Genomic DNA, 14,983 nt, shown 5'->3' with positions numbered 1-14,983 from the left:
AGGGAATCAGGATGGGAAATAAGCCGCTCTTTCCTGCATCCGCGTGATCGATCATTATTGCTTCTCCGCGTTCTCGGCGACCTCTGCGGTGAACCCAGCCCATTGAGCGCAATAAACAGGCCCCGGCGCCGAAGCGGCCGGGGCCTGAGGATCCATCCTGTCCGACCTCATTCGCTGGGCGTTGCGGCCTCGTCGGCTAATTCGCGCCTGAGCGTGGGTACGACTTCGGTTTCCCCATTGGCGGTCAACTCGACGGCCTTGTATCCGCCCTTGGTTCGGAAGTAGATAATCAGGCCGATGTAGCACAGCGCCATGATGACCGGCAGCAGGGCGATCTGTTTCATGGCATCCTGCTTCCCGATGGTCTGAGCCTCGGTGATCTTGGCCAGGTCGGCCTTGGCCGCGTCAAGTCCGGCGCCGGAGATGATCATATCTTTTTCGGCAAGCACCTGGATCATCTGTTCCAGCGACGGGTTTTCGATCTTCTTGGCCTGGGCAAAGGGCTTGTAGCTGCGGGCCACGAGGTCGCGGTAGTCTTTGTCCGGTTTTCCGGCGTCGGGGCGGCCGGCCAGATCGACTTTGTCTTTGAGGAGCTTGACCTGCTCGGCGTTGAGCGGGCGGTACTCGCCCAGGAAGCTGGTCTTGGGGGTGTCGATGTACTTGCTGTAAATGGCGGTTTCGTTCTTGAGATTCTTCTCGATGCTGGAGTCCTGGATCCATCCCAGCAGCGGTCCGCCGATGATCCCCACGCCCAGCATGCCCATGCCGCCGATGGCATTGATCGTCAACGCTCCACCCTTGGGAAAACGCTCGGCCACCACGCCCAGCGTTACCGGCCAGAAGTACGCCTGACCGATTCCATAGATGGTGGCTGTCAGCAGAATCCACCAGGCGGCCGAGGCGTCGGACAGCAGATAAAGCCCCGCCGCGGCGAACAGCGACCCGCCCAGCAGCACGCCCAGGGGTTTGAGCACCTTGACGATCGGGCCGATGATGAATCGCAGGATCATCATCAGCGTGGCGGTGTAGATGAGGATCCATCCGCCCTTCATGCCCAGTTTCCTCATCGCCGGGTCGCGGAGCTCCGAGATCCAGCCATCGGTTCCCAGTTCAGTGATCGCCAGCATGATCATCACCAGCAGCAGGAAGATATACATGGCCCGGCCCAGGGAGCGGGTGTAGATCAGGTACGAGACCACCGAGACGATGATCACGCCGTAGACGATCACGTCGACCCACGTCAACGGAATGGAAAAGACCGGGAACGCTTTCTGGTTCAGGATCGCGATGTGGGTCAACACGACGCGCCCGATCTCCTTCATGATCATGTACAGCACGATCAGGGCGCCCAGGGCGCCGGCCTCTTTGAGCATGTCGCGATACGGCACGCCGGCGGCCACCCGCTCATTGACGGGGAACTTCGCCCGCAGCATCAACAGTCCGTAGGCGATCGTGGGCGCCAGCAGCAGGGCGACCTTGGCCTGCCAGGCCTGCACCGTCCACGAGCCGATATCCAGAGTCTTCGCCTCGCCCATGGACAGGATGATGATCCCGCCCAGCACGATGCCGCCCGGCCACGCCGCGTGCAGGACGCTGAGCATCTTGGTCTTGCTGTTGGGGAACATCGTCGCCACGGCGGGGTTGATGACGGCCTCGATCGTTCCTGCCGCCAGCCCGCACAGGCAGGCGCCCAGGTACAGGTGTTCGTACGAGGTCGCAAAGATCGTCAGGGCCACCGACGCCACATGGCACAAGAAGGCGAAGATCATGCTCTTGCCGTAGCCGACGCGGTCGATGATCAGGCTGAACAGCACGATGCTGATGCCGAAAGGCCAGAAGCCCGCACCGATGATCTCGCCCTGCTGCGTGGGGCTGAGATTGAACGTCCTGCCCAGCTCGCCGATGACAAACCCGCGGATGACGAATGCCACCGAGGTCGCCACCAGCGAAACGAAGCACGCCACGAACAGGAACTTCTCATGCCCGCTGCGTTCGAGCGATCGCGGGGCGCCAAGGGCTGCGGTTGACAAGGTTCGTCCTTTCCACAAGATGGTGCTCCGGGAAGTGCGCATCGGACCGCCGCGGCGGCATCTGCCCGGAAAGTGCCTGAGAAAAATCTACCCGCCCGCCCCCCGCGCGACAAGGGCTTTTCGCCACCGACGGAGACATTACGGTTTCATGAACAAGCCCTTCAGCTCGAACTCGATGGGCTCGACCCGGTCTTCGGTGACGGCCACAAGCTTGAGCGTCCGGTGTACTTCGTCGCTGGCCAGGGGGAACTTGGCGGTGACTTTGCCTCTGGCGCCTATCGGGTCCCCTTCGCCTATCCGCCCGCTGCCGAGGGTCTTGCCTTCGCCGTCGAGAGCGTAGACGGCTTCGAGGAACGGAAACCCCACGCCGTTCTTGCCGCGTTTGAACTCGATGGATACCTCGAGTTCTCGCTTGGCGCTCATCCGCAGGCTCGCGACGCGAACCTCCAGACCCGGCGCCGCCTCGACCATATCTTCCATCACCACCGCCGCGAGACGTTTGGTCTGACGCGACTTGGCCACGATGACCTGCGTCGCCAGCTTCATCGTCTTGATCTGCGTGGCCGGCGCGATCAGCTCCACCCGGTCCACCACCGCTTCGGCCGACAGCGTCTTGGCGTGTACGATGCTGAAGGCGTCGGCCTTGTACGTCCCCGAGGCCTTGCTCCGGGAGGGCTTGAGCAACTGCTCGCCGCCGGCGCCGATAACCGAGACTACCTCCAGGTGCTTGCCTACGGCCACGGCGTCGACTTTCTCGGGCGTGGCGATCACCGCATCGATCTCGATCTGATGCCGCGTCTTGGACGGCTGGGCGTAGTCCAGCGTCGATTGCAGATCGATCTTCTTCACCGCCAGGCGGTACTGCCCGCTCTTGAAGGTGGGCGCCCCATCCGGCACGACCGGCGGAGCGCTCGAGGCCGCCAGAACCGCCGCCACCGCCAACGCATAGAGATAGTACATGTTGGTCTCCCGATCTTGGTTGCCCGCAATTCTACGGCCGGACGCCGAACTGGTCCAATGGATATCGCCTCCCGCTTCCTCTTTGACAGAGATGTTGGGCGGGGATAGGCTATTGTTCATGCCTCAAAAGATAGCGGGCGGAAAAGGATAATCTTCATGTCTGAAAACCATTTGCCGGCTTCTGATCGCAGTCCGTTTGAGAGTTTGAAGAATCTGAACCAGCATGGGGCAGAATACTGGACAGCCCGGCAACTGCAGCCACTGTTGGGATATAAGCAATGGCGCAGTTTCGAGAAGGCGATCAAGAAAGGCATAATCTCTTGTGAACAGTCAGGCAATGATCCGGCGCATCACTTTGCGCGCGCGCGCAAAATGATCGCTTTGGGCAAGGGGGGCGTTCGAGACGTTGACGACTACATGCTTTCCCGCTTCGCATGCTATTTGATCGCGCAGAATGGCGACCCTCGCATCGCTCAAATCGCTGAAGCCCAGAAATACTTCGCTGTCCAGACCCGCAGACAGGAGATATCCGATACGACGGCAGCCGATCTGGAGCGATTGGAGATCCGCAAGCAGACCTCCCAAGAGTTCAAAGCGCTTTCGGGCGCCGCCAGGACGGCCGGAGTCCAGGATCGGATGTTCGGGATGTTTCACGACGCCGGGTACAAAGGGCTATACGGCGGGTTGGGCAGAGAGCAGATCAAAGCCCGCAAAGGGATTCCCGCCAAAGAACAACTGATGGATCGGATGGATACGACGGAATTGGCGGCCAATCAGTTCCGGATGACGCAGACTCGCGAGAAACTCGCACGGGAAAACATCCATGATCCAGGCCGCGCTATCGAAACCCATGCGCGGGTCGGCAAAGAAGTGAGGGACGCCATCAAGCGAATCGGGGGTACCTCCCCGGAGGATATCCCTCCTGCTGAGCACATCAAACAAGTGCGCAAGCGAATAGCCAAGGCTCCGGCCAAATTGCAGTTGGGCGACAAAGACGCCAAGGGATTGGCTGGCGATCCGCAATAGAACCGGAAGAACCTGCGGGCTCGCTTCGCTCGGGCGCAACCAGATCGCCCTGGCGCCTTCCATAATTTTCTTGCAAGTGCCGCAAGAGGAGCTAGTATGTTGTGACTGACTGGTCAGTCATGAAATAGGGCAGACTGACCGGTCAGTCGTAGGCACAATCGCGATAGATTAAGTGAATGACCTTACTGTTGGCCGGACTGAACGACGATTTCGATGGCCCTTGCGGGTGGAGACTCTTGGCTTGCCTGCTTGGGACATTTGAGCGGCTCTGGAGACGAAGACAATGGACGACTCGTCCGACAAACCGACAGACGCCCCGGCTGGCGGCGGCTCCGACGCGCCTCAGGGCCAAGCGGACGGCGCGCCGGGCGCCTCGCCCAACGGGCATCATGGCAATCGGCGGGCGGACATTCTGGCCGCGGCGGGCAAGGCCTTCGACGCCCACGGCTATGCCGGAACGACGATGGACCAGATCGCCTCGCAGGCGGGGGTCGCCAAGGGCAGCCTGTACAACTATTTCCAGAGCAAGCAGGACCTGTTCCTGGCGCTGTTCAAGGAGAGTATCGCCTCGGCCCAGCAGCAGACCGACGAGTTGATCGGCGAGCCGATCGGCTCGGGCGAGAAGCTGCGGCGGCTGCTGGACGTGTGGTATCACGACTTCGAGCGTTTTCGCGCGATGGGCGCGTTGGTGCTGGAGTTCTGGCTGGCGGCCTCGCGGGAAGACCCTCAGGGCCAGATGATCCAGGCGATGCGCGGGCTTCACCAAGACCAGTGCCGGCGCATCGAGGCGATCGTGAACCAAGGCGTGGCCAGCGGCGAGTTTCGCGACATGGACCCACAATGGTCCAGCGCGACGGTGATGGCCCTGCTCAACGGCCTGACGCTCCAGAGCATCCTGGGTGTCGGGGCCGCGGTAGACGAGGACTTTCTCGAAGCGCTCAAGAACGGGCTGGTGACGAGCATGGCCGCCGGAGCGCCGCACGGCGCGGACGTACAACAAAAGGGAAACCACGATGCGTGACGATGGCACAAGAACACAGCGCGAGCGATGCCCGTCCCGCCGGGGCCAGCGCATGGCGCTGCTGGTTCTGGGCGGGCTGGTCGCGGCGACAATCGCCGCGGGCTGCTCGCGGCCGCAAGCCTCTCTGCCGCAGCGCAAACCGGTCAACGTGACCGTAGAGGTCATCGAGCCCCTGGCGGAGATGCCAGACACGTTTGTCATTCCCGGCGTGGTCGAGCCCAATCGCGTGGTGCAGGTTTGCGCGGAGGTGGACGGGCGGATCATGAAGATTCACGGCCGCGAGGGCGAGGTGGTCAAAAAGGGCGCCAAGCTCATCGAGCTCAACACTGACCTACTCAAGGCCGAGCTCGACCGCACGAGCAGCCAGTTGAAGATTTCGCAGCGTGAGCTGGAGCGCATCGAGTCGCTGCACAAGCGCACGCCGCCGCTGGCGACCGACAGCGAGCTGGATGTAGCCCGCAGCAATGCGGGGGTGAACCAGGCGCTGTTTGACGCGGCCAAGGCCAAATTCGAGCGCGCCACGATCGTGGCGCCCATTGAGGGCGTGCTCAATCAACTGCCCAAGGAAGAAGGCGAGTACATTCAGCTTGGCATGTGCATCGCCGAAATTGTGGACCTCGATCCGGCGGTGGTGGTTGTCGACGCCCCCGAGCGCGACGTGGCCTTGCTCCGCAAGGGCGACGCCGTGGCGGTCTATACCGGTCTGACGGCGACGGACGACCAGGAGGCGGCGGTGTCGCAGGCCTCGACGGGCGGAACGTCGGCGACCCAGCCCCGCAAGCTCCAAGGCACCATCCGCTACATCAGCGAACTGGCCAACGCCCAGTCGCTGACCAGCCGCACGGAATTGACGGTTCCCAACGGTGAGGGCACCGGTTCCGAGGGCAAGGGTCGCGCCTTGCGCAGCGGACAGATGGTGCGCGTGCGCCTGCAGCGCCAGGTCGTGCGCGACGCGATCATGGTGCCCCTGGGGGCGATCCTGCCGCTGGAAAAAGGCTATACCGTCTGGGTGGTCGAGAACGACAAGGCCCAGCCGCGATTCGTGCGCGTGGGGCTGATGAAGGACGACCGCATTCGCGTGCTGCCTTCCAACGGCCAGGCGGGCAATGGCCTGCGGTCGGGCGACCGTCTGATCGTCGAGGGCCAGCAGTACGTCGGTCCCGGTCAGGAGGTCGTGGTGCGCGGAATCAAGGGGCCATACCGGCCCAACGGTCTGGACAGCCCGCCGCCGATCGCCGCCGATGGAGCAGCCAAACCCGCTTCGGGGAAGACCCCCAGGTAACCCGCCGTGATTATCACCGACGCCGCCATCAAGAACCGCACCACGATCATGGTCATGATCCTGCTGATCATCGTGGCCGGGGTGTACAGCTACATCACCCTTCCCCGGGAGAGCTTTCCCGACGTGCAGATCCCCAAGGTGCTGGTGACGACGACGTACGAGGGCGTCAGCCCCGAGGACGTCGAGACCTCCGTCACGATGAAGCTCGAGGACAAGCTCGCCGGTCTCAAGGGTCTCAAGGAGATGCGTTCCAGCAGCGCCGAAGGCATGAGCATGATCTCGCTGGAGTTTTTCCCCGAGATCAAGATCGACGACGCCCTGCAGTACGTCCGCGACCGCATCGACCAGGCCAAGCCCGACCTGCCGACCGTCGAGGAACGCAAGGAACCCACCATCGCCGAGATCAACCTCCAGGAGATGCCGATCCTGATGATCAACGTCGCCGGGGACGCCTCGCCGGCGCGGTTGAAGGTGATCGCCGATCGCCTGCAGGACGAGATGGAGAAGATCCCCGGCGTGCTCGAGTGCCAGGTGCTCGGGGCGCGCGAGCGCGAGATCCGCGTCGAGATCGACCCCGACCGCCTCGCCGCCTACAACCTGAGCATCCCCGAGGTCATGCAACTGATCCCGTCGGAAAACGTCAACGTCTCCGCCGGCGGGCTCGAAACGCCCGGCATGCGGTTCAACATCCGCGTGCCCGCCGAGTTCCAGAAGCCCGAGGAGGTCGACCTGCTGCCCGTGGCCACCCGCGACGGGCGCACGATCTACCTCTCCGACATCGCGAGCATCCATGACACCTTCCGCGACCGCGACACCTACTCCCGCCTCAACGGCGACGAGAGCATCACGGTGGCCGTCAAGAAGCGCAGCGGAGCGAACATCCTCTCGATCGTCGACACGGCCAAGGTGGTGCTCGAGCATTTCCGCGCCGCGGCGCCGATGGGCGTGACCTTCAAGATCACGATGGACCAGTCTGACCACGTCCGCAGCATGCTGTCGGACCTGGAGAACAACATCTTCACCGGCCTGGTGCTGGTCGTCGTCGTGCTGATGGTGTTCATGGGCCTGCGCACCAGCCTGATCGTTTCGACGATCATCCCGCTGAGCATGCTGATGAGCTTCGCCGTCATCGAGATCCTGGGCTACACGCTCAACATGATGATCCTCTTCGGGCTGATCATGGCCCTGGGCATGCTCGTCGACAACGCCATCGTCATCGTCGAGAACATCTACCGCCACATGCAGATGGGCTACAAGCGCATCGAGGCCGCCCGGCGCGGAACGGCGGAGGTCGCCTGGCCAGTCGTCACCAGCACCCTGACGACGCTGGCGGCCTTTGCGCCGATGATGTTCTGGCCGGGCATCATGGGCAGCTTCATGAAGTACCTGCCCATCTGCCTGATCATCACCCTGACGTGCTCGCTGCTGGTGGCGCTGGTGATCAACCCGACGATCTGTTCGATGTTCGGCGGCGGTGTGAAGCGCAAGATTGAATCGGCCCGCGACCCGTTGATCATCCGCATGTATCGCTGGGCACTGGCCAAGGCCCTGGCGCACCGGGCGATCACGCTGGGCGGCTCGTTCCTGATCCTGATCGTCACCGTCATCGCCTTCGGCATCTTGGGGCACGGCGTGCAGCTCTTCCCCGACACCGAGCCCCGCAACGCCCTGGTGAAGATCCGCGCCCCGCAGGGCACGAACATTCACGAGACCGACCGCATCGCGCGGCTGGTCGAGTCGCGCATCGACCCGCACTGGGACGAGCACGAGCTGGAATACATGATCAGCAACGTCGGCTCGCCCGGAAACAGCATCTCCGCGGCCCTGACCGGCGAGGCCTCGGGTCCGCACGTGGCGACCATCACGCTGCAATTCCTCGATTTCGAGGATCGCAAGAAGGACCCGACCCTGGCCCTGACCGCCATGCGCCAGTACCTCGACGACATTCCCGGCGTCGAGTTGGTCGTCGAGAAACCCCAGAACGGCCCGCCGACCGGGGCGGCTGTCACCGTGCGGTTCATCGGCGAGGACTTCAAGAAGCTCTCCGGCCTGGCCGCACGCGGGCAGGCGATGATCAACGACGTGCCGGGCCTGGTGAACCTCTCCAGCGACTATGAAGCCGCCCGCCCGGAGCTGCGCATGAAGGTCGACCGCCGCCGCGCCGCCCGCCTGGGCGTCAACAGCCGCGTGATCGGCAACTTCCTCAAGACCGCTATCTTCGGCTCCAAGGTCGGCATCTACCGGCAGTTCAACGACGAGTACGACATCACCATCCGCCTGCCCGAGTCGCAGCGCAGCCGCATCCAGGACACGCTGCGCCTGCGCGTCCCGACCAGCGGTGGAAAGGCCGTGCCCCTGTCGTCGCTGGGCGAGTTCACCTACGCCGGCGGGTTCGGAACCATCAGTCGCATCGACCAGAAACGCGTCGTCACCCTCTCCGGCGACGCCGACGGACGCCTGAGCACCGAAGTGCTCGCCGAAGTGCAGCGCCGCCTGGGACCGCTGGGCCGCCTAACCCTGCGCTCCAGCGACATCCGAAACTGGAAGACCTTCTCGCAGGCCATGCTTGCCCCCTCCGGGTTCGGCCCGCGCCTGATCGCCGCCGCCAAAGACAAGAACAGCGACACCGCCAACATCGCCCTGCGCGCTCTGACAAGCGACGCCGCCGCCAGAACCGATCTGTCCAGCCGTCTGAGCGCCCGCACCCGGACCGCCCAGACCCAACCGGCCGCTATTACCAATGAGGCCGTCGATGCCTTCGCTCGCGAGACGGTGCTCTCGGCCGTCAACGACGCATTGGCTACCCCGGGCGTGGTGCAGGTCGAAGATTTGGGCAAGACCGAGCAGGACGACGTCGACCGCAAGCTCATCGCCGGCGGCAAAGTGTCTAAAGACGACGTGCTGCGCCTCAACCGCAAGGCGCTGACGGCGGCCTATCCGGACCTGGTCGGACCGCCCGACACGCTGGTCGTGGACGAAGGCTACCGCGTCAGCTACGCCGGCGAAGAGGAAGAGCGGCAGAAGGCCCAGGCATTCCTGAACAAGGCCTTCATCTTCGCCCTGTTGAGCATCACGCTGATTCTGGTGATCCAGTTCAACACGATCTCCGTGCCGATGATCATCATGGTGACCGTTCTGCTGAGCCTGGAGGGCGTGTTGATCGGGTTGATGGCCACGGCCACGCCTTTCAGCATCATCATGACCGGCATCGGCGTGATCAGCCTGGCGGGCATCGTCGTCAACAACGCCATCGTGCTGCTGGACTATACGCGGCAGTTGCAGAAGCGAGGCAAGGACCTCATCGAGGCGACCATCGAAGCCGGCGCCACGCGCCTGCGCCCGGTCATCCTCACTGCCGTCACCACGCTGCTGGGCCTGGTGCCCACCGCCATCGGCATGGGCGTGGATCTGGAGAACCTCGCCTTCGCCACCAAGAGCGAGTCCAGCCAGTTCTGGCGTCCGATGGCCGTGGCGATCATCTTCGGCCTGGCCATCGCCACGGTGCTGACGCTGGTCGTCGTGCCCACGCTTTACGTCAGCTTCGCCCGCCTGAGCCAGAAGTTCTTCTGGGGCGGCGGCCTAAAGAAAGCCGGCGACGACAGCACCGCCGAACCGGAAAAAGAAGACTTCTGACATCTATGGAGTGCGGCAGCCTTAGCTGCCGCTTTGGATGTTTTTCGGTCGCGGCAATGCTCGCAGCCGCGCTACAGCACCATCGTAGAAACAACCAAAGCGGCAGCTAAGGCTGCCGCACTCCATGGGGCCGCATTTTATATTAATGTGGCGTCAGCGTGACGGATTCGAGATTCATCAGCCACGTGCCGGTCAGCGTCCTGGGCTTGATCGAGACCGTGCAGCTTGTCGGTTTGTCGAAAGCCACGCTGCCGAGTTTGATGCTCTTCATCTCGAAGCCGTAGCCTTGCGATTCGACTTTGGCGGCGATGGTCTGCTTGCCGATGGTCACCACGAACTCGCTGCCGACGGAGTCCTTCGGGGCGTCGTAGGTCAGATCGAGGTCGTATGTGCCGGGGGCGTCGACGCGGATCTCCCAGCTCAGCGAATCTTCCGCCCGCCAGTTGGACACGCAGCTCAATCGCTTGCCGGCGAACTGCCCCGGCAGGGCGGCCCACATGTCGGCCCCGGCTTGCCAGTCGGGCGCCATCGCCACACACGCGTCCCAGACGCACTCGACGTGCGAGGCGTTAGGTCCGTGCAGGCGGGCTTCGTACGCGGCTAGCACTGTCTTGTCCTTGTTGCCCAGCACGACGCGCGGGTCGATGTCCGGCGCCCCGGCCAGTTCGAGCACCACGACGGTGTCGATGTCGTCCAGCAGCCGCGCGGGCAGTTTTTCCGCCGGAACGTATACGCTCAGGTCGCCGGCCGCACTGCGGGTGCACTTGAGGGGCTTCCTGCTCTTGTCGGCCAGCAGATACGCCTTGCGGATCTTGTTGCGCACGCCGGCCAGGGTCAGCGTGTCGTCGAGGGGCCAGTCGAAGATGTGCAGGAACAGGCGGCTGCCCTTGGTCGTCACGCGGCCCCAGCGATAGACGTACTGGCGCGGCAGCGGCGAGGCGCCGGCGCCGTGAATGCTGTCGCTGTGCGGGGCCATCCACTTGGCCAGATCCTGCAGCCGCCGCACCGACGGACCGGGGAACGTGCCCTCGGGCGTCGGCCCGATGTTCAGCAGATAGTTGCCGCCCTTACTGACGATGTCCACCAGCGTGCGGATGATCTCGCGAGGGCTCTTGTACGCGTTGTCGTTGGCGGCGTAGTTCCAGTTGTTGTTCATCGTCGCCGGCGTTTCCCACGGCAGCGAATAACCGGCGTTGGGGTTGTCGTTGTCCATCGCCGAGATGTAGTCGTACAGCCCGTGTCCGATGCGGCTGTTGATCAGCGTGTCAGGCTGGAGCGACCGCACCAGGTCGACGAGTTCCTGGCTCTGGGCCTTGGTGATCTTGACGGGCACGTCGAACCAGATCAGGCCGATGGGCCCGTACTGCGTCAGCAGTTCGCGGAGCTGGGGCTTGACCTTGCGGTCGAGGAATCGCTGGAGGACCTTGGCGTCCTGGTCGGGGTAGTCGACGCTGTTGCCCACGGCATCGGGGTCTTCCAGGTCCAGCACCTGGCAGTAATAGAAACACATTGTCAGGCCGTGCTTTTTGCAGGCCTTGGAAAGCTCGGCCATCGGGTCGCGCTTGAACGGCGTGCCGGCCACGATGTTGTGCGGGGTGGCCTTGGAGTTGAACATGGCGAAGCCTTCGACGTGCTTGGAGATAAAGACGACGTACTTCATCCCGGCGGCCTTGGCCATGCGGACCCACTTGTCGGCATCGAACGCGACGGGGTTGAACGTCCTGGCGATTTCGCGGTACGTGTTGATCGAGGTCTTGTTCTCAATCTCGGTCACGTGCGTGTTGCCCGTCAGCGCGGCCCCGAGCTTGGCCATCAGCCCCCAGTGGATGAAGAGGCCGAACTTGGCCTCGTTGAACCAGTCAAAGCGGGATTTGGCGGCATTCTTCCTGTGGGAAGCGGAACGTGTGGTGGATAGTTTTGGCATCGGCCAACTCCTGTGGGATAAAGAACGCACTATATCCCCCTGCCGAGGATAAGCAAGAAGTGGATCGGTCCTTAACCCGCTTCAGCGGGTTTTGTCCCGCCGAAGGCGGACCTAGCCCCGGCGTCTTACGCCGGGGTGAGCATGCAGGGATCCTTCTATTGTCAGCACGCTTTAGCGTGCTTCCAGCAAGCACGCTCAAGCGTGCTAAGGAAAGAAGAACGATCCGCAGGGCCAAAGGGCCGACATATCGTGGCCGGGGGCGTGAGGCCCCGGAACGAGGGCTCTTTCCCATCCCCAGCCCCAGCGGGGCGGCACTTTCCCCCGCCTTTGTGCCGCCCTTTCAGGGCTTGAATCAAAAAGGGATCGTTCCCGGGGGTTCCGCGGCGGAACAACCCGGCTATCATCTGCCGGCCGTTCCGGCCTCGCATTGTCCTGACTTGAGTCCTGCGCGCCGGCCTGGAGTTTTGCTCGAGGACCGCTGCTGATAGAATACCGCTTCACGCAACGGAGACATGGCGCTGGACGACGGCCGCCATGGCACCCATAAAAGATGGCTTCTCCAGACTAAGGATAGACGATGAATCCGCTCATTGCGGCACGCGTGGCGACTGGTATCGTGATTCTGGCGAGCATCCAGGCCGCTTGCGCCCAGACTTCCCAACCATCCACCCATCCACTCATCCAACCATCCAGCGCCCCGGCTGTGGCCGCGGCGCTCAAGAGCGCCGGCGCCAATGCCCCCCAGCTTCAAAAGGCGCTGGACAAAGTTCCCACCGCCCAGCGCGAGGGCATGGAGTTCCTCATCGCCAACATGCCGCCGCGCGACTTGACGAGCCTGTCGGCCGACTTTCTGCTTGAGAACGTCGAGTATGCCTACAAGGTCATGGACCAGGTCCCCTGGGGCAAGACGATCTCCAAGGAGATGTTCCTCAACGAGATCCTCCCCTACTGCTGCGTCAACGAGCGGCGCGACCAGTGGCGCAAAGATTTCTACACCCGCTTCCTGCCGCTGATCAAAGACTGCAAAACCATCACGCAGGCCGCCGGCGCCATCAACACCCAGGTCTTTCCGCTGCTGAAGGTGCGCTACTCGACCGAGCGGGCCAAGCCCGACCAGAGCCCGTATGAGTCGATCGCCTCGGGCAAGGCCTCGTGTACCGGCCTGGCGATTCTTGCCGTGGACGCCTGCCGCGCTGTCGGCGTGCCCGCGCGGTTCGTCGGCACGATCTGGACCGACGGCAGCGGCAACCACTCCTGGGTCGAAGTCTGGGACGGCCGATGGCACTTCACCGGCGCCGCCGAAGCCACCGGTGACAAGCTCGACATCGCCTGGTTCGTCGGCCGCGCGTCGGCCGGAATGGCCAACGACCCCGTCCACTCGATCTACGCCGCCAGCTTCAAACGAACGCCCACCCGATTCCTCCTGGCGTGGGCGCCGAATGTGGATTACGTCTCCGCCGTCAACGTCACCACACATTACGCCGCCAAGGTGCCGCCCCCGCCGGCAGGGCAAGGGAGGCTGACGCTGACAGTCGTCGCCGGTCCCAAAAAGCAGCGAGTCCCGGCCAAGCTCGTTGTCACCGACGAGGCAGACAAGAAGGTGTTCGACGGCACAGCCAAGGACGAGCGCCACGACCTCAACGACAAGCTCGTCCTCACGCTGGCGCTGGGCAAGAAGTACCGCATCGAAGCCTCGCTGCTGAACTTCACGCTCAAGCACACCCTGACGATGGAGGAGGACGGGCAGGACCTCACGTTGTCGATGGACCAGGCGCGGCCGCGAGTGTCCCCGCGTTTGACGCTGAGCGAGCAAGAGCATGGGCTGTTTGCCTCGCCGCAAGGCGCCGCCGTCTCCAAGGCGCTTAAGGAATATTTCCAGGCCGCCCCCGACAAGCGGAGCGCCATCGCCTTCGACGCGGCGGCCGACGAGCTGCTGGCCAGGCATCCGCAGTTTGTCCGCAAGGCCGCCTGGGCCGCGTACGTCAGCGGGCACGCTCGCAGCGAATACGAAGCCGACGTCAAGGGCTCGAAGGTTACGTGGGATAAATACACCAGCCCATATGTCGTCCGGCCCGTCGGCACAATGCCCGCCAATGGTTGGCCGCTGTTTATCGCGATGCACGGCGGCGGTAATGCCCCGCAGGAACTGAATGACCAGCAGTGGCAGGTCATGCAGATCTACTACAAGGACCATCCGGAAAAAGGCGGGTACCTGTACCTGGCCATCCGCGCCCCCAATAACGACTGGAACGGCTTCTACGCCGGCTATAACCTGCACCTGACCGAAAAGCTCATCCGCCAGTTGGCCGTGTACGCCGACATCGACCCCGACAAGGTCTACCTCATGGGCTATTCCCACGGCGGGTACGGGGCGTTTTTTCAGGGGATGATCATGGCCGACAGCTTCGCCGCGGTGCATGCCTCGGCGGCGGCGCCGTATGATTTCAATGATTGGCCGCGCAACCTGCGCAACACGCGTTTCACGTACATGATCGGCACGCGCGATACCGCGTACGGCCGCTATGACCGCAACAAGTGGCTCAAGAAGGAGATCGAGAAACTCCGCGGCGATCGCACGGACATCTACCCGGTGACGATGGAGGAGATCAACCACGGCCATGGCGGCCTGCCCGACCGCGACACGACTGCCGACATGTACCCGCACGTGCGCAATCCGCTGCCGCGGCACGTGAGCTGGACCGTCTGCGACCAGCGTCCGTTCTTCAACTGGCTGGGCGCCACCGGCGTTCCCACCGCCCAGATCGACGCCCAGTGCGAGAACAACGCCGTCACGCTCACCAGCGACAAGGCCCCGAACATCACACTGTTGCTGGACGAGCGGCTGATCGACTTCGCCAAGCCCGTCGTCATCACAGCCAACGGCGTTCGCAGCGAACACAATCTCAAGCCCTCGCTCAAGACGCTCTGTGAAACCCTCCAGGCCCGCGGCGATTTTCAGTACATGTTCAGCGCGAAGATCGACCTGAAGCTCAAGCTGCCTCAGCCGGCGACAAAGCCAAAATAGTATGGAGTGCGGCAGCCTTAGCTGCCGCTTTTAGAGTTGTTCGGCCGCCGAGAAACTTCCAAAGCGGCAGCTAAGGCTGCCG

Annotated in this window: 8 protein-coding genes; 5 read left to right on the top strand and 3 right to left on the bottom strand. The window is 63.3% G+C overall.

Annotated elements, in window-relative coordinates:
• Nucleotides 1-167: 167 nt before the first annotated feature.
• Both ABFD92_17510 and ABFD92_17505 read right to left on the bottom strand, forming a co-directional pair.
• Nucleotides 168-2,030, bottom strand: coding sequence for an MFS transporter (locus tag ABFD92_17510; protein ID MEN6506336.1), 1,863 nt, complete (start codon nucleotides 2,028-2,030; stop codon nucleotides 168-170).
• A 138-nt stretch (nucleotides 2,031-2,168) separates the two neighbouring features.
• Entirely contained in the window at nucleotides 2,169-2,990 is an 822-nt protein-coding gene (locus ABFD92_17505) for a hypothetical protein (GenBank protein MEN6506335.1), read from the bottom strand.
• Nucleotides 2,991-3,146: 156 nt separating this feature from the next.
• Between ABFD92_17505 and dinD the strand changes: the two genes are divergently transcribed.
• From dinD to ABFD92_17485, 4 genes are all read left to right on the top strand, one after another.
• Entirely contained in the window at nucleotides 3,147-4,016 is an 870-nt protein-coding gene (gene dinD, locus ABFD92_17500) for a DNA damage-inducible protein D (protein ID MEN6506334.1), read from the top strand.
• A 283-nt stretch (nucleotides 4,017-4,299) separates the two neighbouring features.
• Entirely contained in the window at nucleotides 4,300-5,037 is a 738-nt protein-coding gene (locus tag ABFD92_17495; GenBank protein ID MEN6506333.1) for a TetR/AcrR family transcriptional regulator, read from the top strand.
• On the top strand, nucleotides 5,030-6,319 hold the full coding sequence (locus ABFD92_17490) for an efflux RND transporter periplasmic adaptor subunit (GenBank protein ID MEN6506332.1): 1,290 nt from the start codon (nucleotides 5,030-5,032) through the stop codon (nucleotides 6,317-6,319). Before ABFD92_17495 ends, ABFD92_17490 begins: the two co-directional genes overlap by 8 nt.
• Nucleotides 6,320-6,325: 6 nt before the next feature.
• On the top strand, nucleotides 6,326-9,952 hold the full coding sequence (locus tag ABFD92_17485; GenBank protein MEN6506331.1) for an efflux RND transporter permease subunit: 3,627 nt from the start codon (nucleotides 6,326-6,328) through the stop codon (nucleotides 9,950-9,952).
• 142 nt (nucleotides 9,953-10,094) lie between these two features.
• On the opposite strand, the gene ABFD92_17480 is transcribed toward ABFD92_17485, so the two are convergent.
• Nucleotides 10,095-11,876, bottom strand: coding sequence for an alpha-L-fucosidase (locus ABFD92_17480; protein ID MEN6506330.1), 1,782 nt, complete (start codon nucleotides 11,874-11,876; stop codon nucleotides 10,095-10,097).
• Nucleotides 11,877-12,453: 577 nt separating this feature from the next.
• On the opposite strand from ABFD92_17480, the gene ABFD92_17475 reads away from it, so the two are divergent.
• The gene (locus ABFD92_17475; GenBank protein ID MEN6506329.1) at nucleotides 12,454-14,901 is read left to right on the top strand and encodes a transglutaminase domain-containing protein; all 2,448 of its coding nucleotides are present in this window, start codon (nucleotides 12,454-12,456) and stop codon (nucleotides 14,899-14,901) included.
• Nucleotides 14,902-14,983: the final 82 nt, after the last annotated feature.

Source organism: Planctomycetaceae bacterium (genome assembly GCA_039680605.1).
In the GTDB taxonomy this organism is placed as follows: Bacteria; Planctomycetota; Phycisphaerae; order SM23-33; family SM23-33; genus JAJFUU01.
The sequence above is the reverse complement of the archived record's forward strand: the minus strand, read 5'-3'. Positions and strand labels throughout refer to the sequence as shown.

Coding starts and splice junctions, on each gene's coding strand:
- ABFD92_17505 (MEN6506335.1), bottom strand. CDS start 2,990: ATGTACTATCTCTATGCGTTGGCGGTGGCGGCGGTTCTGGCGGCCTCG.
- dinD (MEN6506334.1), top strand. CDS start 3,147: ATGTCTGAAAACCATTTGCCGGCTTCTGATCGCAGTCCGTTTGAGAGT.
- ABFD92_17495 (MEN6506333.1), top strand. CDS start 4,300: ATGGACGACTCGTCCGACAAACCGACAGACGCCCCGGCTGGCGGCGGC.
- ABFD92_17490 (MEN6506332.1), top strand. CDS start 5,030: ATGCGTGACGATGGCACAAGAACACAGCGCGAGCGATGCCCGTCCCGC.
- ABFD92_17480 (MEN6506330.1), bottom strand. CDS start 11,876: ATGCCAAAACTATCCACCACACGTTCCGCTTCCCACAGGAAGAATGCC.
- ABFD92_17475 (MEN6506329.1), top strand. CDS start 12,454: ATGAATCCGCTCATTGCGGCACGCGTGGCGACTGGTATCGTGATTCTG.